Raw genomic sequence first — 21,438 nt, 5'->3', positions numbered from 1 at the left:
GATGGTGTGACCGACGGGTGTCGGCAGCCCGGATCGACCACCGTCACTACCGTCGCCTGCAGCATCACGACGGGCTTCGTCGAGGTGCGTAGCCGGCGACAGGAGCGACGCGTGGATATGACCCCCGACGAGACGACGAACGACGGCCCGGGCGGACCGCCGATAGCGGGCGGACGGGCCCTGCTCGAGCGCCGTCCGGTCATCGCGATCGTCGCTGCCGTGGTGGTGCAGCTCGGAGTGATGGTGTTCCTGTTCGTCTCCTGTGCCGGATGGGTGGGAACGGTCCGCCAGCTGCCGACCAGCGCCCCGCCCACCTCCGGCACGCCGGGCCTGCAGGCCGATCCGCGGGAGCCCCGATACGATGACCAGCTCCCCACGAGGGACGCGGCGTTCCAGTCGGCCGGCATGGCCCTGGGGCGCGTCGCCCAGCTCGCGACCGGTGGTGTGCCGTTCGCGTTCACGCCCGAGGCGTCCGAGGCGCCCTGCACGAGCCTGTCGCCCTCCGGACGTCCGACGAAGCTCGCGCGCATGAGTGCCGTGATCGAGCTGCCGGTCGGCACGAGTCGTGCCGTGTTCCAGGACATCGTCGACAGGTATGCCCCGCCGCTCGCCCTCTCGGACAGCTCCGACGAATTCAGGGCGGAGCTGCGCGAACCGCCGTCGGGGCAGATGCGGTTGTCGACACAGGTGCAGGACGACGCCATCATCGTGGAGCGTGAGGCGGGGGAGGGCGGGGACCGACTGCGGATCACGGTCGAGAACGGCTGTTTCCTCCCGCCGATAGAGTGACATCCGTCGAGTACAGGGGAGAGTCGGATGAAGATCGTCGTCGCCGGGGGCAACGGGATGGTCGGGCGGCACGTCGTGGCTGTGGCCGAGGAGCGCGGACATCGGGTGGTCAGCCTGTCTCGTGCGACGGGCGTCGATCTCGTGTCCGGCGTGGGGCTCGCCCAGCAGCTGGAGGCGGCTGACGTCGTCATCGACGTGACGTCGACGGCCACCCAGTCCGCTGCGAAGTCCAGCGCGTTCTTCGGTGGGGTCACCCGCACCCTGCTCGATGCCGAAGGCGCGGCCGGTGTGCCGCATCACGTCGCGCTGTCGATCGTCGGGAGCGATCGCGCTCCGTTCGGTTACTACGCCGGCAAGGCTGTGCAGGAGGAGCTGGTGAGCACGGGGCGGATCCCATGGACGATCCTTCGGGCCACGCAGTTCCACGAGTTCGCGCAACAGATGGTCGAGCGGTTCCGGTTCGGCCCGGTCACCATGGTGCCGACGATGACCTCGCAGCCGGTCGCCGCGCACGAGGTCGCCGAGCGCCTGGTGGAGCTGGCCGAGGGGGAGCCGCAGGGCCGTCCGGCCGACCTCGCCGGCCCGGAAGCGCTCCGCATGTCCGCGATGGTCAAGGCGTACACGGCGGCCAGGGGCATTCGCGGCCCGGTCATCGAGATCCCGCTGCCGGGCGGCTTCGGCAAGGCGATGCGCGACGGCACCACCCTCGCGGGCCCCGACGCACAGCGTGGCGTGCAGACGTTCGCCCAGTGGATCGACGGGCTCCGTCAGGCTCGGTGAGCGTCAGTTCCCGTGCGCGGCCCGGACGTCCTGCATCAGTCGGGGCGTGCGCCACTCGCTGATCCGCTTGAACCACTCGGAGGTCGGATAGGCGAGGCGGACGATGAAGTAGTTCACGTACTCGATGACGCCCAGCAGCCAGATGAACGGGATGCCGATCGCCGCGAAGGGGTGAGCGGGGAACCAGACGATGATCCCGACGAGTCCGGCGAGCAGGAGGACGGCGTCGAGCACGCGGAACCCGCGGTAGGCCGAGGCCAGCCCACGGGGCATCGTGCCTCGCTCGACCCACCGCCGGGCGAGGAGCCAGTAGACGCCGGCCTGCACGAGGATCGCCAGCAGCGGTATGAGCGCCGACCAGAACGCGAGCGCGTCGCTCGGGCGTTCGAGTAACGGCAGTGCCGAGACGAACGCGACGCCGATGAACACGACGGCGGCGAACAGCTCCCCGAATCCGAGGCTCAGGTATCGGCCCCGGAGGACCGTGCGGCGATCGTCGGTCATCCCACCAGCCTAAGCATGGTCCGCCTTGCCGGTCGAGCGCGCTCGGCAGACCTGCAGATGCTCAGAACGTGACGGTCGGCAGCGTCATGATCTCGGCGCCGTCCTCGGTGATCGCGATGGTGTGCTCGCTGTGGGCGGTGCGGCTGCCGGTGACGCTGCGGAGGGTCCAGCCATCGGCGTCGGTGACGAGCTTGTCGGTGTCGACCATCACCCACGGCTCGATCGCGAGGAGCAGGCCCGGGCGCAGCTTGTAGCCGCGGCCGGCGCGACCGTCGTTCGAGACGTGCGGGTCCTGGTGCATGGTCGTGCCGATGCCGTGTCCGCCGAAGTCCATGTTGATCGGGTACCCGGCTCCGCTCAGCACGGTGCCGATGGCGAAGGAGATGTCGCCGATCTTCGCACCCGGCTTGGCGGCGGCGATGCCGGCGGCGAGGGCGCGCTCCGTGGTCTCGATGAGCGCGAGGTCCTCCGGCTTCGCGGTGCCGACGACGAAGCTGATCGCGGAGTCCGCGGCGATGCCGTCGAGGAGGACGGCGAGGTCGAGGGTGAGGAGGTCGCCGTCGGCGAGCGCGTAGTCGCGGGGGAGGCCGTGGAGGACGGCGTCGTTGACGGCGGTGCAGATGTAGTGACCGAAGGGTCCGCGTCCGAAGGACGGGGCGTAGTCGACGTAACAGGAGACGGCGCCGGCCTCGAGGATCATCGCCTTCGCCCAGCGGTCGATCTCGAGGAGGTTCGTGCCGACCGTGACGCGGTGCTTCAGCGTGTGGAGGATGTTCGCGACGAGCTCGCCGGTGCGACGGGCCTTCGCGACCTCGGTGGGGGTGAAGATCTCGATCATGCGGGGCCCTTCCATCGGTGTGCTGCGTGTGCGGTGCGGCGGTGTTCGTGCCACTCTCGGCACCCGACCAATAACTATACCGGTCAAACTATCCCGTACTACACTGGGCGCATGGTCCGCCTCCCGCTCACCCCCACCGACGTCGAACGCGGTCAGCGCCTCGGCGCGCTCCTGCGCGAGGCCCGTGGCGAGCGGTCGATGCTCGACATCGCCCTCGACGCCGGGCTCTCCCCGGAGACGCTGCGGAAGATCGAGTCCGGTCGCGTCGCGACGCCGGCGTTCTCCACGATCGCCGCGATCGCCGAGGTGCTCGAGCTCTCCCTCGACGAGGTCTGGGCGACGATCAGTCCAGCTCCTACCCGCGACCGCCTGCGCGAGCGTCTCGTCTCCTAGCGTCGCGCCCCGGGCCCCTGACGGATCCCCTCGGTCCCTGAGCTGGTCGAAGGGCGGCCCCGCGATGACCGCCCGCCGACCCGCTACTGCGTGTCGCTTGTCGTCGGTTCGACCGGTCGGGTGAAGACGTTCTCGCTGATCTTGGTCCACCCCTCGTCGGGGTCGAGCTGCGTGTCGACGACGGCATCGGAGAGCACCGTGTAGCTGTTGACGCTGTCGCTCATGGTCACTTGGTCGCCGTCGCCGCAGGCGCGGAACGGCTGTGTCGCGGCGAACACGATGATGCAGATGCGTGGCTGCCCCTGCTCGGTCGCGGACGCCAGGAAGATCTCCGTGTCGCCCTGCACCGCGACGAGCCGCGTCGAATCGGCATCGATCGCGAGTGGATCGTCGCTTCCGCCGCCGGGCGTGCTCACCGGGAGTCGGTCCTGATCGGTCTGGTCGCGTTCCAGGTCCGCGTAGCTCTGACCCGAGGCGGCGCACGCGCTGAGCCCGACAGTCCAGGTCAGCGCGGCGATTCCAGCGGCAATGCGTCGAAGCATGTGACGTCCCCCGAGGTCGATTCCCGACAGCCTACGACTCCTGCTCCCCGCGGGCCGCCGCAATGCTCGCGTCTCGGCTCGCGAGCACGATCGCGATGATCCCGAGGAAGACCGGGGCGACGACCCCGCCGAGTCCGTCGAGGATCGAGAGGAACGGCGCGAACCGCGACGCGTCGGGCCCTGCCGCGACGACGACGAGCAGCTGCACGACCCGCACCGCAGCCGCGGCGACGAGCACCCAGAGTGGCGCGAGGTGCCACGGGCGGGGCACGATCCCGGCGCGGGCGATCTGCGTAGTGGCGATCGCGGCCAGTACGAAGGTGACGATCAGGTCGACGTGTCCGTACCCGATCATGGAGCCGTGGCCGGGCAGGGCGGCCAGGGCGTCGAGCGCGGGTGTGCCGACCGCGGTCCACACAGCGAGGCCGATCAGCGCAGCAGTGCCGAGCGGTCGCCTCGCGGTCACGCTCGTGGAACGGTCCGAGCCGATCGCGAACATGATCATCGACACGACGATCAGCAGAGTCGAGAGCAGGCTTCCGGTCGGCCCGAGGTACGATCCCACCTGGAGCAGCGGGCCGAGCAGGACCGACCCGATCATCAGTGCTCCGGCGACGATCCACACCTGCTTGGATCCTGGCGTCATCTCGTTCGTCTCCCCCATGGGCGCCCAGTCTACAAATCGGGCACCGATGTGCCCGGGGCGACGCCGGCCCCTGAGCTGGTCGACGGGCGTCCCAGCGTTCGCCACCCGGGCTGTGTAGCGTTGCTCGGATGACTGATGAGCATGCCGGCCCGCACGCCACCGGATTCGTCGAGGTCGAGGGTGGTGCGTCGATCTTCTGGGAGGAGTCGGGCGTCCCGGACGGCGTTCCGGCCCTGTGGCTGCACGGAGGTCCTGGCGGTTCGCTCGGCTCCGGGTGGTATCGCTCGCACTTCGATCTGTCGCGGTATCGGCTGATCGGGATCGACCAGCGGGGGAGCGGTAAGAGCGTCCCGAACATCCTCGATGCGCGTGATCGGCTCGACGAGCACACGACCCAGCGGTTGATCGCCGACATCGAGCAGGTTCGCGAAGCGATGGGGGTGGAGCGCTGGGTGGTCGCCGGGGTCTCCTGGGGAACGACCCTCGCGCTGGCGTATGCGCAGGAGCACCCTGACCGCGTGATCGCGCTGGGGCTCGTCGCGGTCACGACGACGAGCCGCGAGGAGGTCGACTGGATCACCGCGGGTGTCGGCCGCGTGTTCCCGGAGGAGTGGGCGCGGTTCGAGCGCGACAGCCGCCGCCGGGGTGGCGAGCGCGTCGTCGAGGCCTACGCGCGGCGGCTGCGCGAGGGTGATGCGGCCGAGCGAACCGCTGCCGCTGCCGCCTGGGACCGGTGGGAGAGCGCGCACGTGTCGCTCGACAGTCCGGAACGTGTCGGCCAGCTCTTCGCCGATGCCCGCACGCGGGAGGCGTTCGCGACCCTCGTCACCCACTTCTGGAGTCGCGACGGCTTTCTCACCGGCGAGCAGGCGGTGCTCGCCCGGATGGGCCGGATCGCGGACATCCCGGGCGCGCTGGTCCACGGTCGCCGTGACATCAGCGGCCCGGCCGTGACGGCCTGGCGCCTCCACCAACTGTGGCCGGCGAGCGAGCTGACGATCGTCGAGGCCGAGGGCCACGGTGGAGCGGAGGAGAGCGCGGTGCTGCGTGCGGCGCTGGACCGCTCCGCGACCCTCGGTCCCTGAGCATCCCGGCTCGCCGGTCCCTGAGCTTGTCGAAGGGCCCCGCTCTCTCGGCCGCGCCCGCTCCGGAAACCCAACCACCCCGGTCCCTGAGCCTGTCGAAGGGCGACCCGGCCCGCCCTTCTCCCGCCCATGACACCGGCCCATGCAACACTCGTCGCATGGAACCCGAGGTCGAGATCCGCGTCGCGACGCCGGCCGATGCCGCTGGGCTGGCCGAGCTCAAGCTGGCGATGTCACCTCCAGCGGCCCCGCTCGCCGACTGGGAACGGGCCCTGTTCGCCCACGACCTGACCTCGTGGATCGCCGTCGACCCCGACTCCCGGGTGTGCCTGGTGGCCGTGGTCGACGATCAGGTCGTCGGCATGGCGTGGCTGATCGTGTTCTCGCGCGCACCGAACATCGGCGCGCTCCGCCGGCTCACGGGCGACGTGCAGAGCGTCTTCGTCCGCCCCGAGTTCCGCGGCCGTGGCATCGCCGGCCGGCTCGTCGACGGCCTCCTCGACGCGGCGCGCGCTCGCGACATCGGCAGAGTCTCCGTCAGCTCGAACGAGAACGGCGCCTCGGTCTACCGCCGTGCCGGCTTCGAGGAGGCGCCGCTGCTCCTCGAGTGGCGGGCCGATTCGGACGGTTCCCACTAGCGTCACGATCTCCGCTGGCGGCGGTCGACGCACTCGCCTGACGTGGCCGCAAATCCCGCAAACGACGAATCGCCCTGATCCGCGATCCGAGCAGCAGCTCGGGGCGGGTCAGGGCGATTCGCGATGTGGCGTGACTTACATGTCGCGGTAGCGCTTGGCCTCGGCGACGAGTTCGCGCAGCTTGTCGGCGTCGACGTCCGGGCCGTAGCCGGGGGTGTCGCGCTGGATGCGCCATCCTTCGGAGAGCGCGCCGATGTCGAGGGGCTCGAAGCCGAAGGAGTCGATGAGTGCGGCGACGGTGGCCTTCGCGTCGGCGTCGTCACCGGCGATGACGAGGGCGCGACGGTTGGGGGTGCCGGACGGCTTGCCCTTGGTGGTGAGGTCGGCGGCGTAGATGTGGTTGAACGCCTTCACGACCTTCGACTCGGGGAGGTGCGCCTGCAGCATCTCGGCCGTGGTGGTCGTCTCCTCGTCGAGCTCGGCGATGTGGCCGTCGCGCTCGGGGTAGTAGTTGTTGGTGTCGATGACGACCTTGCCGACGAGCGGTGCGACGGGGACGGTGTCGATCGCGTGCAGCGGGATGGTGACGATGACGATGTCGCCACGCTCAGCCGCGTCGAGGGCGGTGCCTGCGGTGGCGTGTTCGCCGAGCTCCGAGACGAGGTCGCTGAGCGTCTCCGGTCCGCGCGAGTTGGACACGATGACGTCGTGACCCTGCGCCACCGTGAGGCGTGCGAGCTGAGAGCCGATGTTTCCTGAACCGATGATTCCGATGGTTGTCATGTTGAGGGGAACGGTTTCGGCGGGGCGGGGCATTCCTGTGCTCGACGATTCTCAGCGGACGTTCATCCGCGGCGGATCCGTCGTGTGGTCCGGTCGTCAGTCGGCGGCAGCGACGCCCAGGAGCGCGCCGATCGCCGTATCGAGTCTGCTCCGGACCTCGCTCTCGGGTTCCGGGTCGTAGCCGAGTTGGGAGGCGACGCCGCCGGCGAGTGCCCAGACGGCCCAGGCGGCGGTGTCGGGATCGACCCAGGCCGGGATTTCGCCCTCCGCGCTTCCGCGGGCGATGAGCGACGCGATGAGGCCACGGAGTCGGGCGTCGCTCTCGGCGATGGCGGCGGCGATGTCCGCATCGACCAGTGCGACCTCCGCGAACACCTCGCCCTGGCGGTGCGCGGCCCGGCGCGGTTCGTCGAGGGGGAGGACGCCGATGAACAGGTCGACGAGCCACCGTCGCAGGTTCGGGCGGCCGGGCTCACCGGACGGCAGGGGCGCCGACGTGTCGCGGAGTCGGGCGAAGGCCGCCGCCACCATCCGCTGCTTGCTCGGGAACGCCTTCTGGACGGAACCGAGCGAACAGTCGTCCTCGGTCGCGACCGCGCGGAACGACAGCGCACTGAGGCCTGATCGCGCGACGATCCGCAGTGCCGCATCGGCGAGTTCGGTCTGGCGGTCGGTCAGGTCCACGTTCTCAGGGTAGGGCTGGGGAGCCGGTCGCTGCTGTTCCGCTCGGCCTCGATGGCGTCCGCCGACCGAGGAACACCGCGTAGCCGAGCATGACGAGGCAGGCGGCGCCGAGTCCGATGAGCGATCGGGTGTCGGTCGCGTCGCCGCCGATGAAGGTGACGAAGTTCCAGGCGGCGTGCCAGGCGATCGCGGGCCACAGGCTGCCGGTGAGGACCAGGAGTTGCGCAGCGACGAGACCGAAGAGGGCCGCGAACGCCACCTGCAGGATGGAGGAGCCGAGGTCAGCGCCGCCTGCGAGGTTCGCCAGGTGCAGGACGCCGAACAGGACGGAAGTCCCGACGATCGCGGACCGAGTGCTCCGCGCGCGGAGGATCGCGAACACGATCCCGCGGAACCACGTCTCCTCGTTCAGCGCGACAGCGACCACGAGCACGGCGTAGGCAGCGAGGGTCGGTGCGTCGACCCGGACGCCCTGGGTGCCGAGGATGATCAGGACCGTCGCGACGGCCGGGACGAACCAGAGTGCGGCGCGCGCTCGCCGCGGACGCCGGAAGCCGTAGTCGTGGACTCGAGGCGGCGACAGGCGCATGACGACCAGGCCGAGGATCGCAGAGGCGGCTGCCCCCGCGGCGAGGATGAGTGCCGAGCCCGGCTCTGTCGCCCCGGACAGTTGTGCCGCAGCCGATGCTCCGGCCGTGAACACCACGGGGACGAGCGAGAAAGCGATGGCGGCGAACCACGGAGCGCGCAGGTGCCAGCTCGCGGTGGGCTGGTCGCCGGGCTGTTGTTCCTCGGTTGAGGGGGCCGGCGCCGAGGGGGAGACAGGGAGAGAGCGCATGCCGAAAGAACACACATGTATTCCGAATGGCATGGCTACTGAACGCGGTCGGGTGTGAAGCGGCTCGCCCCAGCCGATGCATGGGCAGCGCTGCCCATCGCCCCGCGGATCGGCGCTCGGTACCGTGCGAGTGTCGGGTCAACTAGAGGAGCAGCCATGCAGATCACACGTCGGAACCAGTCCACCGCTTCGGCCGGTGCGCGCGTGCGTGGTGTCGGGTCGGGCCGAGGCGTGAGCAGGTCGTCCCGAGCTCGTCGGTTCGGCGCGGTGACCACGGGTGCGCTCCTGGCTGTGGCGATGTCGGGTTGCGCGACCCTTCCGTTCGCCCAGTCCGCGCCGGATGCCGCCGCCCCCTCTGCGGCCGTCGAGCCATCCGAGACCCCGACGGTCGACGTGGCGTCGAAGCTGCTGACCATCGACGACCTTCCCACCGGGGGATGGGCTCTGCAGCCGACGGACTCGAGTGAGCCGGAGACCTCGACCGACAAAGCCGAGACGACCGTCTGCCAGGGCAACCTGGCAAGCGTCCTCGGAACCGAGGAACCACCCACGGTCTCCTTCGAGCGCGCAAGGACGGTGTTCTCCGAGTCCCTGGTCTCGTCGGACGATTCGGAGGCGTTGCTTGAAACGGCCGACGCCGCCGTCTCCGCGTGCTTCGGTGAGCAGACGGAGCGGATGGTCAACGGCGAGACGATCTTGATCGAGTGGGAGCCGGTCGACGTGACCGGGGTCGACGGTGCGGTGAAGGGCTACACGCTGTCCGCGTCGACCGGCTACGTCGTGACGACGTCCATTCAGATGTACCTCGTCGCGGGCGAAGGAGCGCTCGTCTCCGTCGGCGTGCTGGCCGGCAGCGTGACTCCCGACGAGCTCGCGCAGCTCACGCAGGCGGCCGTCGACAAGGTCGCTGAGTAGCCGAGCTCCCACCGGTCACTGAGGTCCCTCCGGTCACTGGGCTTGTCGAAGTGCGCCCTTCGACAGGCTCAGGGACCGGCGGTCTGCCGTGGCGACGCCCGCCTCATTCCACCGGCGGCAGCAGCTCGAACGTCAGCGGCTCGGTCGCGATCCCGTTCACCTGCAGCGCGATGCCGTGGGCTCCCGGGTGGTAGCGGCGGGTGGTGATCGCTCGGAACGAGTGTTCGCGGGAGAGCAGGATGTGCTCGCCGGGGGCCAGCTCGGTCGTCGTGAGCTTGAACGTCTTCGTCGTCTGTGAGCCGTTCGCCTTCTGGTGGTGCACGACGTAGTCGATCGCGAGGCGGGCGGTCTCGGCGCCGGTGTTGCGCACGGTCGCGACGAATCGGACGGTTCCGCCGAACGGGATGTGGGCGCTGTCGACCGCGAAGCCTTCGACCTCCGTCATCGCCGCTCCGAAGCCGAGGGCCGCGAGGGCACCCGGGTTGCCGCGCTTCACGAGCGTGCGGAGCGCGTGGCGGACGAGCGCCGGAGTGTTGACGTCGGGGTCGGAGAGCCAGCGGTCGGCGGTCGCGACGACGAGCTCGGGGTCGTCGCGGCTGAGGTCGTTGAGGTGGTTGGCGACCGACCGGCGCACGTACTCGCTCGGGTCGCGGTAGAGAGCGTCGAGGATCGGGACGGTGACGCCCGGGTTCCCCACGATCTCCCGAACGCGCACGGCCCACGGCAGGTAGGGGCGGGTGCCCTCGCTCGCGAGCCGACGGACGTGTTCGTTGTCGGAGGTGGTCCAGTCGAGGACGATGGCGAGTGCACGGTCGAGGTCGTGGCGGAGCAGGGTGCGGATGGCGAACTCGGCGCTGAGACGGTCGGTGAGTTCGGCGAGGAGCCGCATGGCGTCGTCGAAGGCCTCGGGCGTCCCTTCCTCCACCCCGCGGGCCGCGACCGCGCTCGTCACGGGCCAGATGAGCCAGCCGGTGAACGCGGGGTCCAAGGCTTGGGCGGTGCGGACGACACCGGCGAGCGTCGCGTAGTCGCCGGGGACGTCCGCGAGGAGAGCGTCGCGGAGCAGATCGGCGCGCTCCCGGAGGGCGAGGCCGTCGAGCCGCTCGGCTGCGTGGGCCGTGGCGTCGAACGGGCTGCCCGGCGCGGCCTCCCGCAGCGAGCGGGTGAGGGTGCGGGCGACGGCGGCGCCGAGGAGCTCGTCTGCGAAGGGCATACGGCGATCATGGCGTGTGCCGCTGACAGGTGTGCCCGTCGGGAAGAGTTCAGGTTGCTAGCGTTCGAGGCGAGGGGTGCTGATATTCAGGCGGCGCGTCTCGCGCCGCGTGTCTTCGAGGACCGCTGAGGCTTCCGGTGTGTGCGGATCCGTGTGTGCTGCGAGGCTCCGGCTGGCCATCGGAATCAGCCTCGTCGCCCATGCGGAGGCCGTAGCGATCAGGCCAGGCAGCCGAAACGGCAGCGTCGCGTTGCGGTGCAATCGGAGGTCGACGCCTCGAGCCTCAAGAACGGGCAGCAGCTCACGGGTCGTCAGGAAAGCGTCGCGGAATGCTCGCCGGTCGCCCGTCATGTTCGCCAGCGACCCGCTCCGGATCGCCTGATCGAACATGCCGGCGTCGGCGATGAAGTGCAACCACAGCCACCCTCGGATGTCCTTTTCCTGCCGAACGGCGAGGCCAGCTCGCCGGAAGGCTAGGAGGACTTCCTGCTCCCTCCGGCTGGGCGAGACATTCGGCGTACCGATGATGACCGAGGGCAGCATTGCGCCACTCAGTACCCCGTCGTCCCCGAAGCCGCCGCCACTACCAGGGAACCCGAACACGACTTGCTCGGCCGAGAGCGGCGCGACTGCGGTCAGTGGCTCCTCCCAGACATTGCCGAACACCAACACTGTCGCGTCTCCGATGCGGGGAGCCAAGAACGCGGTCGCCTCCGCGAGACGATGGTGTCCGACGCTCAGCACGATCAGGTCGAATCCATCTGCCGGGTCGAGGGCTTCCCGAAACGGCGTCCGGAACGACTCACGAATCCGCCGGCCGAACGGTTTCCGGCGCGCATCGATCCAGTCCAGCTGCACCTCGTCGCCGTACTCCGCGGCGCGCCCCGGACGCACGTAGAACTCGACGTCGTGGCCGGCCGCCTGAAACACCCGACCGTACAGCGTCGCGATCACCCCTCGGCCGAACATCAAGATGCGCAATTGGTGCCCCTTCCGTAAAATGGAGCTTGTCTCCATTTGTGAGTAGATATGGAGACGATCTCCAATTGTCAACGAAAGGTGTCGCCATGGCCGAGATCCGAGCACTGAGAGCGGACGCCCGCCGCAATCGGGACGCGATCGTGGCCGCTGCGCGTGATGTCTTCGACCGGGACGAGCAATTGCGCTTCGATGACTTCGCGGCGCGCGCCGGCGTGGGGGTTGAAACCCTCTACAGACACTTCCCTACCCGTGACGCGCTGGCCGCCGCAGTGTACGAGGGCGAGGTCGCCGCACTCTGCGACCAGGCAAATGACCCGTCGCGGTCTCCGGGGGTGAACCTCGACATGTTCCTCCGCGGATTCGTCGAGTACGTGCTCGCCCACACCGGTCTCGCCCGCGCCCTGGCAGCGACTACAGACCCTGCAGTACTGGCCGACGGCGGCATCGCAGTCGAACGTGCCGTCGCCGACCTCCTGGAGCGAGCGGCCGCCGATGGCGCCATCCGCCCCGGCACGCCTGTCGGGGCGGTCATGATCGTGCTCCACGGCATCTCGTCTACGATCGATCGCCCCCTCTGGGCGTCAGAGGCGCGCGCAGCCGTCGAACTCCTGCTCGCCGGACTCCGAGAACACTGATCCCACGAACGCAGGTGGGTGAGGCTTCTTCGGCAAGGACTCGTGCCGACCTGCTCGGTCGTGAAGAATCAGTCCCGGTCTGATCCATCCTCGTCACTACCCTTCTGGGCGACGTAGCGCGCGCGGGCGTCACCACTGTGCTGAGTCGCCCGATGTGTTCCAAACTCGCCCCGATCGGCACAGGTGCGGGCAACTCACGGTGGCTGGGGTTTCGGACACATCCGGGCAACTCAGCGCGATGGCACGTTCCAGCTCCGTTCACCCGGGCGCGATAGCCTGGCGCGCATGACTGCATCGCTGACTGCCCTGGCGGAAGAACTCACGCGTCGGGGCCTCGTCGCCTCGCCCGAGGTGGAGGACACGTTCGTCTACGGGCTCGCCCGCTTCGACGCGATCGACGCCGAGGTCATGCTCAACGTCGACCCCGAGCCCGAGGAGCAGGAAGTCGAGCCGGAGCCGGCGGCGCTCGCCGACTTGGCGCAGCGGGTCCTCTCAACGCCGAAGCCGGAGTGGAAGGTGCTGCTCGACCGCGTGGTGTCGGAGATCGAAGAGTCCGACGAGCTGGACGAGGTCGTCGAGACCGCCGAGCTGCGCGAAGACCTCGTGCTGCGCTCCGTGATCGTCTTCATCGACGCCGTGCTGCTGTCGTTCGACGCGCCGAAGCAGTTCCCCGACAGCTCGGTGCTCGTGCAGCTCGACGCCGACCTCGCGTTCGAGGCCGTCGAGGTCGAGGCCGACGACGATGACGAAGAGGGTGGCGAGACGATCGAGTTCTCCACCGTCGAGGAGCTGGTCCGCCGCCTCTCGATGTGAGTGGACTGGCGGTCGCCGAGCCCGTGTCTCCGCCGGCCCGCGAGGGTGCCGCAGGGCGTTCCGAGACCCGTCGACTCCCGGTCCCTGGGCTCGTCGAAGGGCTGACATGGCCTCAGTGACACATGTTTATCCGGCTACCGATCCTCTGGGTGCTCTTCGCCGTCGACACTCTTTCCGTGACGGTGGTTCTATTGCTCGAGCCTTCTTCGAGGGCAGCTGTCAGGAGTCCTATCCGGTTCACCGCCCGGTACTGGAGGTCGAACCCGCGGCGTTGATCGCCACAGCGCTCCTGCTCGTAGATATCGCGGTTCTAGTGGCCGTGTGTGCTGGGTGGCCCTGGTCCGCGGCTCAGGCTGCCCTACTCATCGCGTTGACCAAAGGAGCGAGTGCGACCATCGTCGTCGGGACTGGTCTGTCGCTCAGCCGCGCCTGGGAGACCCCGTTCTGACCTCATGATGTTCAGTTGTATGTGCCGGATCGACGGGCGCTCACGAGCGCGCGTTTGCCGCGTGATTCCGCTGAAGTCGTGCTGGTTCCTTGCCGACTGCCCAGATGTGGACCCGTGCTGAACGGTTTGTTGCGGAACGAGATTGCGTCTCGAGCGTCACTTCGCGAAATCGTTGCTGAACATGTTCAGATGGGTACGGTCCGATGCAATCAGCCACGAGTCATGGCACGTCTGGAACGATCCCGAGATTCGGACGTTCTCAGTGACATCCGTCACATTGAAGTGGCGCTGCGCTTCGAGTGGAATGCCCAGCCGGAACATGCCGCGAATCGTGCATACGGAGGAGTGCTCACCGCCTGTCTCGAACCAGGAGTGCTTCTCCGGACCGTACTGATAGCAAGACGGCCGTTCGTCTTTGAAGTACTTCGTTGGGTACTTAGACCGCCGCCGCGGGCCGCGAAGCTTCGTTACATCGGTCAGGGCAGGAACCACGCGATCTTGGAAGTCAACCGCCATTGCGTCTGCTTGGCACAAGTGCATGAATCGCCTGAAGACAGCAGAGTCGAAATTCTTCCCCGGCAGAATGGCGGCTTCCATTCGCGTTTTGTCGCTCGTTGTGCGCATCAAGACCGCAAAGTTTGTCAGGAGGCGGCCAAAGGCGCGTATCAGGAAGCTCTCGCGATCCTCGATGTAGGCCGCCGCGTCGAGCTGGCTGGCAAAAACTCCATCGCGGATCCCGGCGACATCCTGGGCTGTGGTGTTGTCGAACAGCATCACCACACCGTCAAAGACTGCGTCCATCGGCCTATTGTCTACCACGCCCATGGCGTTACTCAGGTAATCGACAAACGGGATGCGCTGCTTTGCGGGATTGAAGGCAATCGCCGTCAACTCATTAGAGCCAGGTATCTTGGCATTCCGAAGAATCGCTTCGCTGATGTTGGTACGAGGCCGCTCGAGGGTCTTGACGAGAGCCTCGTTCGTCACCACGAGGACCGCGAGGAGGTGCACTCGTCGTGCCTACCGCGTCGCGGCAAGGAGGCGGGCCACGAAGCTGGCAGGAAACGCCACGGTTTGCTTTTCCTCTGCGGTCATGCTTTCGATCACCCTGGCGAACGCGCGCGCATCGTCAGGAGTGATGCCGCTGGGTGGCGCGGCGGGGAGCGCGGGGAACTCATACTCCTCGTTGAGCGGAATCAGACCTACGCGAGCAGAGTGTGCTCTGTCTTGCACCAGACGTAGGCCGGCCACTGTCGCGTTCTCCTGCAAGAACCCCTTCAAGTTCTTGCGCCCGAGAGCTCCTCTGTAGTCCTCGCCCGGCCACAAGCTGTCGATCCTTTTGGGGAGCTTGGAGAGCAGGACTGGGAGCTTGTTCGTTGACCAGTCCTCCTCGACGATCCGGCGGATTGCGTCGAGCAACTCGGGTGACTCCATGCTTGGCCCCTCTCTCTGGGTACGTGACAGCTTAGTTGCGACGGGTCAGCCGCAAGGCGTGGCCCGGGCGCGTGTGCTGGCCAGTTGTGGTACGATCAGATCGAACTTCATACCGGGCCGTTCTACAGAGTAGAGAAGCGGTTTACCCTTGGTAGACGCAACTGTTGGCCGATACCGCGGAAAATATCCCCCTCGCGCAAGCGGGCGGAGTGATCACTTCTGGGAGTCGAGGCAGCGGGTGGGATCACTTGAAAGTTCGGGTAAACAGCGGGATCGCATTGCGCGTATCCCGCTTTTATTTTGCCCGCCGAGGCGACGCTCTCGTCTAGTAGCCCAGGGTGACGTGGGCCGCAACGATAAGGTCTGTCGAGATACCAAGCGCCGGCACGCGTGCACAGAGCTGGAGCGGGTCGTGTTATTCACCCAACCGGCCCCAGATCGCCCAAGTATCCCATGAGCTGGTGCAGAGAGCTCGTGACCAGCCCTCCAAAGAGGCTCACTCGCTCGGCGACGACGTGCAAGTGAACCGTTGCTAGCCGCGGAAGCCACGCAAGAAAAGCACCCTCGGTGGGACAAAGTGAGACCCCGCTATGTAGAAGCTAGGCGAGGGTCTCTGGGATGACTGTAACGATCATCCTTATGGCTCAGGCGGGCGTCGATCCCGTGACCTCACGATTTTCAGTCGTGCGCTCAAGTGGTGTCGCGCGGCGCGCGACCTCACGATGATGAGTCGTGCGTTTGCCGCGCTCGTGGTCAGACGATGCCTCGCCCGCCTATTTGTTTTCCGTCACCCCATCCACACCAGACGCGGAGCATGACACCGACGCATACGCGCCCGTGGAGGTCTGCTCCGCGACCACGTCGCCATCGACGGTGATCTTGCAGCTGACGGAGCCGGTGTCCTCGGCGCCGTTGGTCGCGATGAGTGAGAACGCGGTGAAGTCGGTGTCGCTCCCCGCTGTGACGGTGAGTTCCTTGATGAAGGGGAGCGCGTGCCCGGTCGCCTGCTCCGTGCCGTTGGTGCCGGCCGTGTAGGTGGAGTAGGTGATCGAAGCGTCGGTGGCGGTGCCGTTGACCTCGTAGACGACGGAGATCTCCTTATTGGCAGCCTCGGATGATTCTGCTTTCGCGGTCTTCACAGCGTCGCTGACCAGCCCGGCGAACCCGGCCGTGTAGGTGATCGCGAGGATGATGCTCAGGATGATCGCGATAGCCGAGACGATCGTGCCGGCGACGGCGAAGCCCTTCTTCCGGTTCTTCAGGCACAGGGCGACGATGCCGAGCACGAGGCCGACGAGTCCCACGAACCCGGCGATGTAGTTGAGGATCGGGATGAACGCACCGATGAGCGCGAACCCGCCGATGATGAGAGCGGCGATGCCGAGTCCGTTGCCGCGCTTGCCGGTCTTGACGGGAGCCGGGCCCGGCACGGGGAGCGGGTAGGGCTGGTTCTGGGCGGGCGGCTGGTTCGAAGACGACATGCGCGGGGGACCTCTCTGCGGCGTTGGTTCCACCGTACCGAGGTCGACGCCGTGGATCACTGCCGTCTTCGGTTCGCGGCCCATGCCGCCAGCGAAGGGGCGGGGCCTGTCCGCCCCGCCCCTCCGCTGACCAGCGCTCGTCGCTACTTGCTCGCGTCGTCGACGAGTGCCGTGTCGACGAACTGCTCGAAGCGCACGATGAGCCCACCGCGGACGACGAAGTGGTGGGCCACCCGGGCGTTCAGCTCCTTGCCCGTGCCGCGGTGCGTCGCCGTGTATCGGGCGAGCACCACGACGTTCTCGCCGTCGACCACGTAGGTGTCGTCGTGCGCGGTCCAGTCGGCCCAGTCTGCGCCGAGTCGTTCCATCACGTTGCTGGTGACGCCCTCCGGCGTCCGGTACGTGCCGGCGAGCGGGAAGCCGGCCATCTCGGTCCACTCGACGTCTGGCGCGAGGGTCGCGCGCAGTGCGTCGAGGTCACCGGCGGCGGAGGCGAGGTACTGCCTCCGTACGACGTCCCGTGGTGCCGCGGACGGCTCGGTCGTGGTGGTGTCGTTCAGCCCCATGTCATCTCACCCTTCGCGACCTTCGGTCCGATCTGGGCGGCGATGAGCATGCCCGAGGACGGGTACTGCTCGACGAGCGACTGCGTCGCGGCCGCGCCATCGGCGGACGCCGCGACGATCGTCTCGAACGCCTGCAGGTACGAGCGCGTGTAGTCGATGGCGGTCGCGTCGTTCGCGGTGTCGGGGAGGCGGTGCCCGGCGATCACGAGCTGCGGGTCGAGGGCCTGCATCTCGTCGAGGAGCTCGATCCACGCTGCGCGGAGTTCCGGCGTCGCCGTGTCTGCGGTCCACACGTGCTCCTGCTGGAAGAGGAGGACGCCACCGAGGATGGCCCGGTGCTCGGCGTTCCAGAGGTACTGGCGGTCCGGGAGGGCGGCTGAAGCGCCCTTGAGTTCGAGGCGCTGACCATCGACCACGAGTGCGTCGCCGCTGAGCGGGGTGAGGGGGACGAGCCGGGTGGGCAGGTTCGCGCCGAGGGAGGCCCACGCGGTCAGCTTGCCGTCGAACGACGCGTTGATGTGTTCGATGACGATGGGGGTGGCGACGAGAGCTGCGTCGGGGAAGGCGTCCGCGACGACCTCCAAGCCGAAGGAGAAGTCGGGGTCGGCGTGACTGACGAACACCGTGGTGAGCGTCTTGCCGGAGTCGAGGATGGCCGCGACGAGGCGGTGGCCGTCGGCGCGGGTGAAGCCGGCGTCGACGAGGAGTGCCTCGGTTTCGCCGGTCACGAGGACGGCGGACTTGTTCTTCGAACCCGCGGGGAAGTCGAGATCGAAGACGTCGAAGTTGAGCGTCATGGTGGTGGATCCTTCGGTTGGACGAGGCTCGGTGCGCCCGAGTCGATGCCGCGGTGCGGCGTACATGACGGTACAACAAAAGCTGACTCGTCAGCTATTCCCGATCCTCGGACGAAGATCTCGCGGCCCGTCGGTGGCCTGTCCCCGGCGTCTACTGTGGAGACGTGACGACTGAGAACGAGTTCGCTTCGGCGAAGGAGGCGGCGAGTGATGCGCGCATCCTGGTGTTCGGTCGTCTGCTGGGCGCGGCGAACGGCCTCGAGTACCTGCTGGGCAAGGAGCTCGAGGAGCAGACCGGCCTCAGCCATTCGCTGTTCGAGCTGTTGGTGATCGTCGGCCGTGCCGGTGCCGGCGGGCTGTCGGTGCGTGACATCGCGCAGGCGAAGGTCGTCACGTCCGGTGGGGCGACGCGGCTTGTGCATCGTGCCGCCGAGCAGGGGCTGGTGAGTCGCCGGGCCTCTGCCGAGGATGGCCGGGTGCAGCTCATCGAGCTGACGGCGGAGGGTGAGCGGGCGGTCGTCGAGGCTGCTGGTATGCATGCTCGGAACATCGAGCGGCTGCTGCTGTCCGTCCTGCCGGCCGAGAACCGTGCGGTTTTCGAGGAGTCGGTGAAGCTGTTGAGCAAGCACGCCTCGGGGGCTCTGCCGGTGATGCCGTAGGGCGCGTCGGCTCGTGTGTGATCCGCCGGTTTCGGTGCCTGCCCTCTGGCTCGTCGATCACCTGCTTGGTTAGGCTCGCCGCATGAGTAGCGATGTCCCTCTCGTCCCGGGCGAAAACGCCTTCCCGCTCCACATCTTCGATGCCCTCGGCTTGGACCCGGTGGTGTTCAAGGACCGCATCGGTGGGTCGGTGATGGTGATCGAGAAGCGGCCTGAGAACGGGCCGGTGACGATACTCACGTCCGGGGTGTCCCGGCTCGAAACCGACTCCGGTGAGCGAATCGAGCTCGCGGTGGAGATCGTCGATGGCCAGCAGGGTGCCGCGATGGTCGCGCTGCGGATCGTGATCAACGAGATCGCGACCAACCGCCGGGTGCCGCCGGTGCTCGCGCCGTGGCGCAACGGCACGCCGTTCCTCAATGGGACAGCCATCTCTGCGCTTCTGGTGACGCCGTCGCGCTGGGGAGCGTCGTTCGACGACATCCGGAACGAGGCCGGCCAGGTGGTCGGACACGTCCGGACGCTGCGGTTGCTCACGGACGGCGAGGCCGCGGTCGCGGGGGAGCGTGGGTGGGATGCGCTCATTGCCGAGGTGGGGTCGGTGGATGCGTTGTTGGATGTGGAGCGAGGGGAGCAATTGTAGGGCTGGAGCGGTGTGCAACCCCGAATCGCCGAGGCGCAGAGTACAGTGGACAACCCTCAGCGACAGCGGGTAGCAGCCTGGTAATCAACGCGTTGGGTACACAGGGCGGATGTGCCGCGGAGAGCGTCGCGGTGCAAACTGCAACCTACGTGCTATAACGGCGGCGCGTCCGGGGCCCTCTCCGAACTATGGCCGACAGGTGCCACTCGAACGGACCGGACTGGTCCAGTTAGTCGCAGCCGGGCTCCGCTGACCCGCGTCGGTGGGGCATCGCGAGTTGGGTACTTTCGGTCGCGTTCCCCTATCGTCCTCCCCGGTCCGGACCTTTCTTCAACTGCGAGCAGACGGGTGCAGCACCGTCAGCTGTCCGTATTGTATGACGGTAGATAGATGTTGCTCATGGCCGTAAGCTCGACAACGTATGGCAAACCCCATCGGACTACCTCCGAATGGCAACATCATTATTTGTCCGAGACGAAGGTATTGACGATGCCACTTACTGCTGCGGAGTTCAGGGATGCGGTAAAGGTCTGTTCATCTCACGCTGAGATGATGGACCTGGTCGAGAGTCAACTTTTCGACCGTCTGCCGGTTGCGTTCTCCACCGAGGAGGAGCTGTTCTTGGCGGTCCGCGCGCACCTCGAGAAGACGTTGGGTGCCGAACCTGAATCGGTCGGGCTGGTCGGATCTGCTGCACTCGGATTCAGTATCGCTCCCCAAAACTTCACGCGAGACCTCTTGCCGGGCTCTGACCTAGATTTCGTGGTCATATCGCCCGCTCTGTTTGACAGATATTGGCACGTACTTCTTCGCTGGGGGCATCCAGTGCGGCATCATGTTCCGCGCGATGCTGAGAAATGGTTTAATAGTCGCAAGGATGAGATATTTTGGGGTTGGCTCGATCCCGAAAAACTTCATTTTCGAGGAGTCAATCGACCCAGACTCCTCCGCGAACTGAGAGGCCTGCAGCAAGTTTGGTTTGAAACCTTTCGTAGCCTCGGCGGGATATTTCCCGGAACGCAAGTTGCCACGCGACCCGTGAGTGCGCGGCTATATCGATCCAAGATGCATCTTCTGCACTATCAAGCAAACGGATTAATGAAAACACGCCTTCGACTACTTAAGGATGCCACCTGATGCAATTCCAAAGTACCACGCAGACCATATCCTGGTTTAGGGATCGTTACTTAGAGGGAACGCTCACCCTGCGGCCTTCGTACCAGCGAAACGCGGTATGGATGGAGAGGCAGAAGAATTGGCTCGTGGAGACGATTCTAAAGAAGATGCCTGTACCCGAAGTTTTCGTCCAAATTACAACAAACGAAGAGGGTGACTCTGAGTATGCGGTCGTAGACGGGCAGCAACGTATAAGGTCGCTACTTCAGTTTGTCGGCGCAGACAGCGATGAGGCTCAGATCGAGTTTGATCGATTTGTGCTGGATAAGCTGCCAGCGGAGTCAGCTTGGTACGGACGGGCTTTCGAGGAACTCCCTGCACAGGAGAAGAAGGACTATTTTCGATATCAACTTGCGGTGCGCTACCTCGAGTCCGAGGATGAGGATGAAATCAAGGAGATGTTTAGGCGGCTTAACAGGTTCACCTCGCCGCTCAAGCCCCAGGAGCTTCGGAATGCCACTTACGGCGGGCCTTTTGCACAGCTCGCAGTCAAGCTTGCGGACGACCATGGTGACTATCTGGCTGAGAATCGTATCATCACTGCCGATGCTATCCGTCGCATGAGCGACGTTGAGTTCATGGCGGAGTTGATGATTGGTGTCATGCATGGCCCGCAGGGTGGGCAACCCTCGGTCATTGACAACTACTATCAGCAATATGAGGACTACGAGGATGAATTTCCGAAAGAGCGCTTAGTGCGCAAGTGGCTGACCAAGTCGCTTGCTCTCCTCGATCAGATTGTGCCAGAGCTCAAGCCGTCGAGGTGGTCGAACAAGTCGGATTACTACTCTCTCGTCGTTGCAATTGCAGGGGCATTGAAGTCGAGTGAACTGGATGAAGCAGACGTCGCCCCTGCGCGCACCCGCCTCGCTAGATTGGAGTCCGATATTCTGGCGAGAATTGAAGACGATGAAGTCGAGGTTTCTGATGATGCGGTCGAGTATGTTCGAAACGTCATTCGCGGTGCAAATGACAAAGCACGAAGGGCCGCTCGTCATGCGGTATTGTTGCGCACGCTAACCGGTGGGAGTCGTCCAATCGTGAATCCGTAGCCCTATCGGCGCACGTCGCGGCGTCGGCAGAAGGGCTGATCTGCTGATACGAGATTGTCGCCTACGGGATGTCGCGACACTTCGCTCTCGCTCTGTGTTCTGATT

The 21,438-nt window shown here is 66.6% G+C and carries 26 protein-coding genes; 12 read left to right on the top strand and 14 right to left on the bottom strand.

Going from position 1 to position 21,438, the window contains the following annotated elements; genetic code table 11:
- Positions 1 to 111: 111 nt before the first annotated feature.
- Positions 112 to 789: a hypothetical protein gene (locus ASE44_RS02215; protein WP_157579760.1), complete on the top strand. Its 678-nt coding sequence runs from the start codon at positions 112 to 114 to the stop codon at positions 787 to 789.
- A gap of 27 nt (positions 790 to 816) precedes the next feature.
- The gene (locus ASE44_RS02210) at positions 817 to 1,569 is read left to right on the top strand and encodes an SDR family oxidoreductase (RefSeq protein ID WP_056776991.1); all 753 of its coding nucleotides are present in this window, start codon (positions 817 to 819) and stop codon (positions 1,567 to 1,569) included.
- A 3-nt stretch (positions 1,570 to 1,572) separates the two neighbouring features.
- On the opposite strand, the gene ASE44_RS02205 is transcribed toward ASE44_RS02210, so the two are convergent.
- Both ASE44_RS02205 and map read right to left on the bottom strand, forming a co-directional pair.
- Positions 1,573 to 2,073 carry a hypothetical protein gene (locus ASE44_RS02205; RefSeq protein WP_056776987.1) on the bottom strand — a complete coding sequence of 167 codons (501 nt, stop codon included), beginning with the start codon at positions 2,071 to 2,073 and terminating at the stop codon, positions 1,573 to 1,575.
- A gap of 61 nt (positions 2,074 to 2,134) precedes the next feature.
- Entirely contained in the window at positions 2,135 to 2,911 is a 777-nt protein-coding gene (map, locus tag ASE44_RS02200; protein WP_056013611.1) for a type I methionyl aminopeptidase, read from the bottom strand.
- A gap of 111 nt (positions 2,912 to 3,022) precedes the next feature.
- Here map and ASE44_RS02195 point away from each other — a divergent pair, with 111 nt between their 5' ends.
- Positions 3,023 to 3,304 (top strand): helix-turn-helix domain-containing protein, encoded by a 282-nt coding sequence (locus ASE44_RS02195; protein ID WP_056776985.1) that lies wholly within the window; start codon positions 3,023 to 3,025, stop codon positions 3,302 to 3,304.
- Between the two features lie 83 nt (positions 3,305 to 3,387).
- On the opposite strand, the gene ASE44_RS02190 is transcribed toward ASE44_RS02195, so the two are convergent.
- Both ASE44_RS02190 and ASE44_RS02185 read right to left on the bottom strand, forming a co-directional pair.
- Entirely contained in the window at positions 3,388 to 3,846 is a 459-nt protein-coding gene (locus ASE44_RS02190) for a hypothetical protein (RefSeq protein ID WP_056776982.1), read from the bottom strand.
- A 31-nt stretch (positions 3,847 to 3,877) separates the two neighbouring features.
- Complete coding sequence (locus ASE44_RS02185) at positions 3,878 to 4,597, bottom strand: hypothetical protein (protein WP_157579759.1); 720 nt, start codon at positions 4,595 to 4,597, stop codon at positions 3,878 to 3,880.
- Positions 4,598 to 4,620: 23 nt separating this feature from the next.
- Here ASE44_RS02185 and ASE44_RS02180 point away from each other — a divergent pair, with 23 nt between their 5' ends.
- Together ASE44_RS02180 and ASE44_RS02175 are read left to right on the top strand one after the other, a co-directional pair.
- Positions 4,621 to 5,577 carry an alpha/beta fold hydrolase gene (locus tag ASE44_RS02180; protein ID WP_056776977.1) on the top strand — a complete coding sequence of 319 codons (957 nt, stop codon included), beginning with the start codon at positions 4,621 to 4,623 and terminating at the stop codon, positions 5,575 to 5,577.
- Between the two features lie 158 nt (positions 5,578 to 5,735).
- The gene (locus tag ASE44_RS02175; protein ID WP_056776975.1) at positions 5,736 to 6,215 is read left to right on the top strand and encodes a GNAT family N-acetyltransferase; all 480 of its coding nucleotides are present in this window, start codon (positions 5,736 to 5,738) and stop codon (positions 6,213 to 6,215) included.
- Positions 6,216 to 6,350: 135 nt separating this feature from the next.
- On the opposite strand, the gene ASE44_RS02170 is transcribed toward ASE44_RS02175, so the two are convergent.
- The 3 genes from ASE44_RS02170 to ASE44_RS02160 all read right to left on the bottom strand — a co-directional run bounded on the left by ASE44_RS02170 (position 6,351) and on the right by ASE44_RS02160 (position 8,520).
- The gene (locus ASE44_RS02170; protein ID WP_056776973.1) at positions 6,351 to 6,998 is read right to left on the bottom strand and encodes an NADPH-dependent F420 reductase; all 648 of its coding nucleotides are present in this window, start codon (positions 6,996 to 6,998) and stop codon (positions 6,351 to 6,353) included.
- A gap of 96 nt (positions 6,999 to 7,094) precedes the next feature.
- On the bottom strand, positions 7,095 to 7,682 hold the full coding sequence (locus ASE44_RS02165; RefSeq protein ID WP_056776970.1) for a TetR/AcrR family transcriptional regulator: 588 nt from the start codon (positions 7,680 to 7,682) through the stop codon (positions 7,095 to 7,097).
- Positions 7,683 to 7,686: 4 nt separating this feature from the next.
- Positions 7,687 to 8,520, bottom strand: coding sequence for a CPBP family intramembrane glutamic endopeptidase (locus ASE44_RS02160; RefSeq protein WP_056776968.1), 834 nt, complete (start codon positions 8,518 to 8,520; stop codon positions 7,687 to 7,689).
- 156 nt (positions 8,521 to 8,676) lie between these two features.
- Here ASE44_RS02160 and ASE44_RS02155 point away from each other — a divergent pair, with 156 nt between their 5' ends.
- A complete protein-coding gene (locus ASE44_RS02155) occupies positions 8,677 to 9,435 on the top strand; it encodes a hypothetical protein (RefSeq protein WP_056776966.1) in 759 nt (252 codons plus the stop codon).
- A gap of 103 nt (positions 9,436 to 9,538) precedes the next feature.
- On the opposite strand, the gene ASE44_RS02150 is transcribed toward ASE44_RS02155, so the two are convergent.
- Both ASE44_RS02150 and ASE44_RS02145 read right to left on the bottom strand, forming a co-directional pair.
- Entirely contained in the window at positions 9,539 to 10,648 is a 1,110-nt protein-coding gene (locus tag ASE44_RS02150; RefSeq protein ID WP_056776964.1) for a DNA alkylation repair protein, read from the bottom strand.
- A 57-nt stretch (positions 10,649 to 10,705) separates the two neighbouring features.
- Positions 10,706 to 11,629, bottom strand: a complete 924-nt coding sequence (locus ASE44_RS02145) for a ketopantoate reductase family protein (protein WP_056777130.1) — start codon at positions 11,627 to 11,629, stop codon at positions 10,706 to 10,708.
- 86 nt (positions 11,630 to 11,715) lie between these two features.
- Between ASE44_RS02145 and ASE44_RS02140 the strand changes: the two genes are divergently transcribed.
- Together ASE44_RS02140 and ASE44_RS02135 are read left to right on the top strand one after the other, a co-directional pair.
- Positions 11,716 to 12,264: a TetR/AcrR family transcriptional regulator gene (locus ASE44_RS02140; RefSeq protein WP_056776961.1), complete on the top strand. Its 549-nt coding sequence runs from the start codon at positions 11,716 to 11,718 to the stop codon at positions 12,262 to 12,264.
- A 285-nt stretch (positions 12,265 to 12,549) separates the two neighbouring features.
- Positions 12,550 to 13,077, top strand: a complete 528-nt coding sequence (locus ASE44_RS02135; protein ID WP_056776958.1) for a hypothetical protein — start codon at positions 12,550 to 12,552, stop codon at positions 13,075 to 13,077.
- Positions 13,078 to 13,681: 604 nt separating this feature from the next.
- On the opposite strand, the gene ASE44_RS02130 is transcribed toward ASE44_RS02135, so the two are convergent.
- The 5 genes from ASE44_RS02130 to ASE44_RS02110 all read right to left on the bottom strand — a co-directional run bounded on the left by ASE44_RS02130 (position 13,682) and on the right by ASE44_RS02110 (position 17,803).
- Positions 13,682 to 14,536: a hypothetical protein gene (locus tag ASE44_RS02130; protein WP_056776956.1), complete on the bottom strand. Its 855-nt coding sequence runs from the start codon at positions 14,534 to 14,536 to the stop codon at positions 13,682 to 13,684.
- Between the two features lie 9 nt (positions 14,537 to 14,545).
- On the bottom strand, positions 14,546 to 14,959 hold the full coding sequence (locus ASE44_RS02125; RefSeq protein WP_056776954.1) for a hypothetical protein: 414 nt from the start codon (positions 14,957 to 14,959) through the stop codon (positions 14,546 to 14,548).
- A gap of 773 nt (positions 14,960 to 15,732) precedes the next feature.
- The gene (locus ASE44_RS02120; RefSeq protein ID WP_056776951.1) at positions 15,733 to 16,440 is read right to left on the bottom strand and encodes an MmpS family transport accessory protein; all 708 of its coding nucleotides are present in this window, start codon (positions 16,438 to 16,440) and stop codon (positions 15,733 to 15,735) included.
- Between the two features lie 143 nt (positions 16,441 to 16,583).
- Positions 16,584 to 17,006, bottom strand: a complete 423-nt coding sequence (locus ASE44_RS02115; RefSeq protein WP_056776948.1) for a nuclear transport factor 2 family protein — start codon at positions 17,004 to 17,006, stop codon at positions 16,584 to 16,586.
- Positions 16,997 to 17,803 carry an MBL fold metallo-hydrolase gene (locus ASE44_RS02110; protein ID WP_056776945.1) on the bottom strand — a complete coding sequence of 269 codons (807 nt, stop codon included), beginning with the start codon at positions 17,801 to 17,803 and terminating at the stop codon, positions 16,997 to 16,999. The genes ASE44_RS02115 and ASE44_RS02110 overlap by 10 nt, the downstream gene beginning before the upstream one ends.
- A 164-nt stretch (positions 17,804 to 17,967) precedes the next feature.
- Here ASE44_RS02110 and ASE44_RS02105 point away from each other — a divergent pair, with 164 nt between their 5' ends.
- The 4 genes from ASE44_RS02105 to ASE44_RS02095 all read left to right on the top strand — a co-directional run bounded on the left by ASE44_RS02105 (position 17,968) and on the right by ASE44_RS02095 (position 21,333).
- Positions 17,968 to 18,462, top strand: a complete 495-nt coding sequence (locus ASE44_RS02105) for a MarR family winged helix-turn-helix transcriptional regulator (protein ID WP_056776942.1) — start codon at positions 17,968 to 17,970, stop codon at positions 18,460 to 18,462.
- Between the two features lie 82 nt (positions 18,463 to 18,544).
- The gene (locus ASE44_RS02100; protein ID WP_056776940.1) at positions 18,545 to 19,105 is read left to right on the top strand and encodes a suppressor of fused domain protein; all 561 of its coding nucleotides are present in this window, start codon (positions 18,545 to 18,547) and stop codon (positions 19,103 to 19,105) included.
- 390 nt (positions 19,106 to 19,495) lie between these two features.
- Positions 19,496 to 20,242, top strand: a complete 747-nt coding sequence (locus tag ASE44_RS18400) for a hypothetical protein (protein WP_157579757.1) — start codon at positions 19,496 to 19,498, stop codon at positions 20,240 to 20,242.
- Positions 20,242 to 21,333 carry a DUF262 domain-containing protein gene (locus ASE44_RS02095; protein WP_056776936.1) on the top strand — a complete coding sequence of 364 codons (1,092 nt, stop codon included), beginning with the start codon at positions 20,242 to 20,244 and terminating at the stop codon, positions 21,331 to 21,333. The genes ASE44_RS18400 and ASE44_RS02095 overlap by 1 nt, the downstream gene beginning before the upstream one ends.
- Positions 21,334 to 21,438 lie beyond the last annotated feature (105 nt).

It is taken from the genome of Plantibacter sp. Leaf1 (assembly GCF_001421315.1).
Taxonomy (GTDB): Bacteria; Actinomycetota; Actinomycetes; order Actinomycetales; family Microbacteriaceae; genus Plantibacter.
Note: the sequence above shows the minus strand (reverse complement) of the source record. Positions and strands in the feature narration are given on the sequence as shown.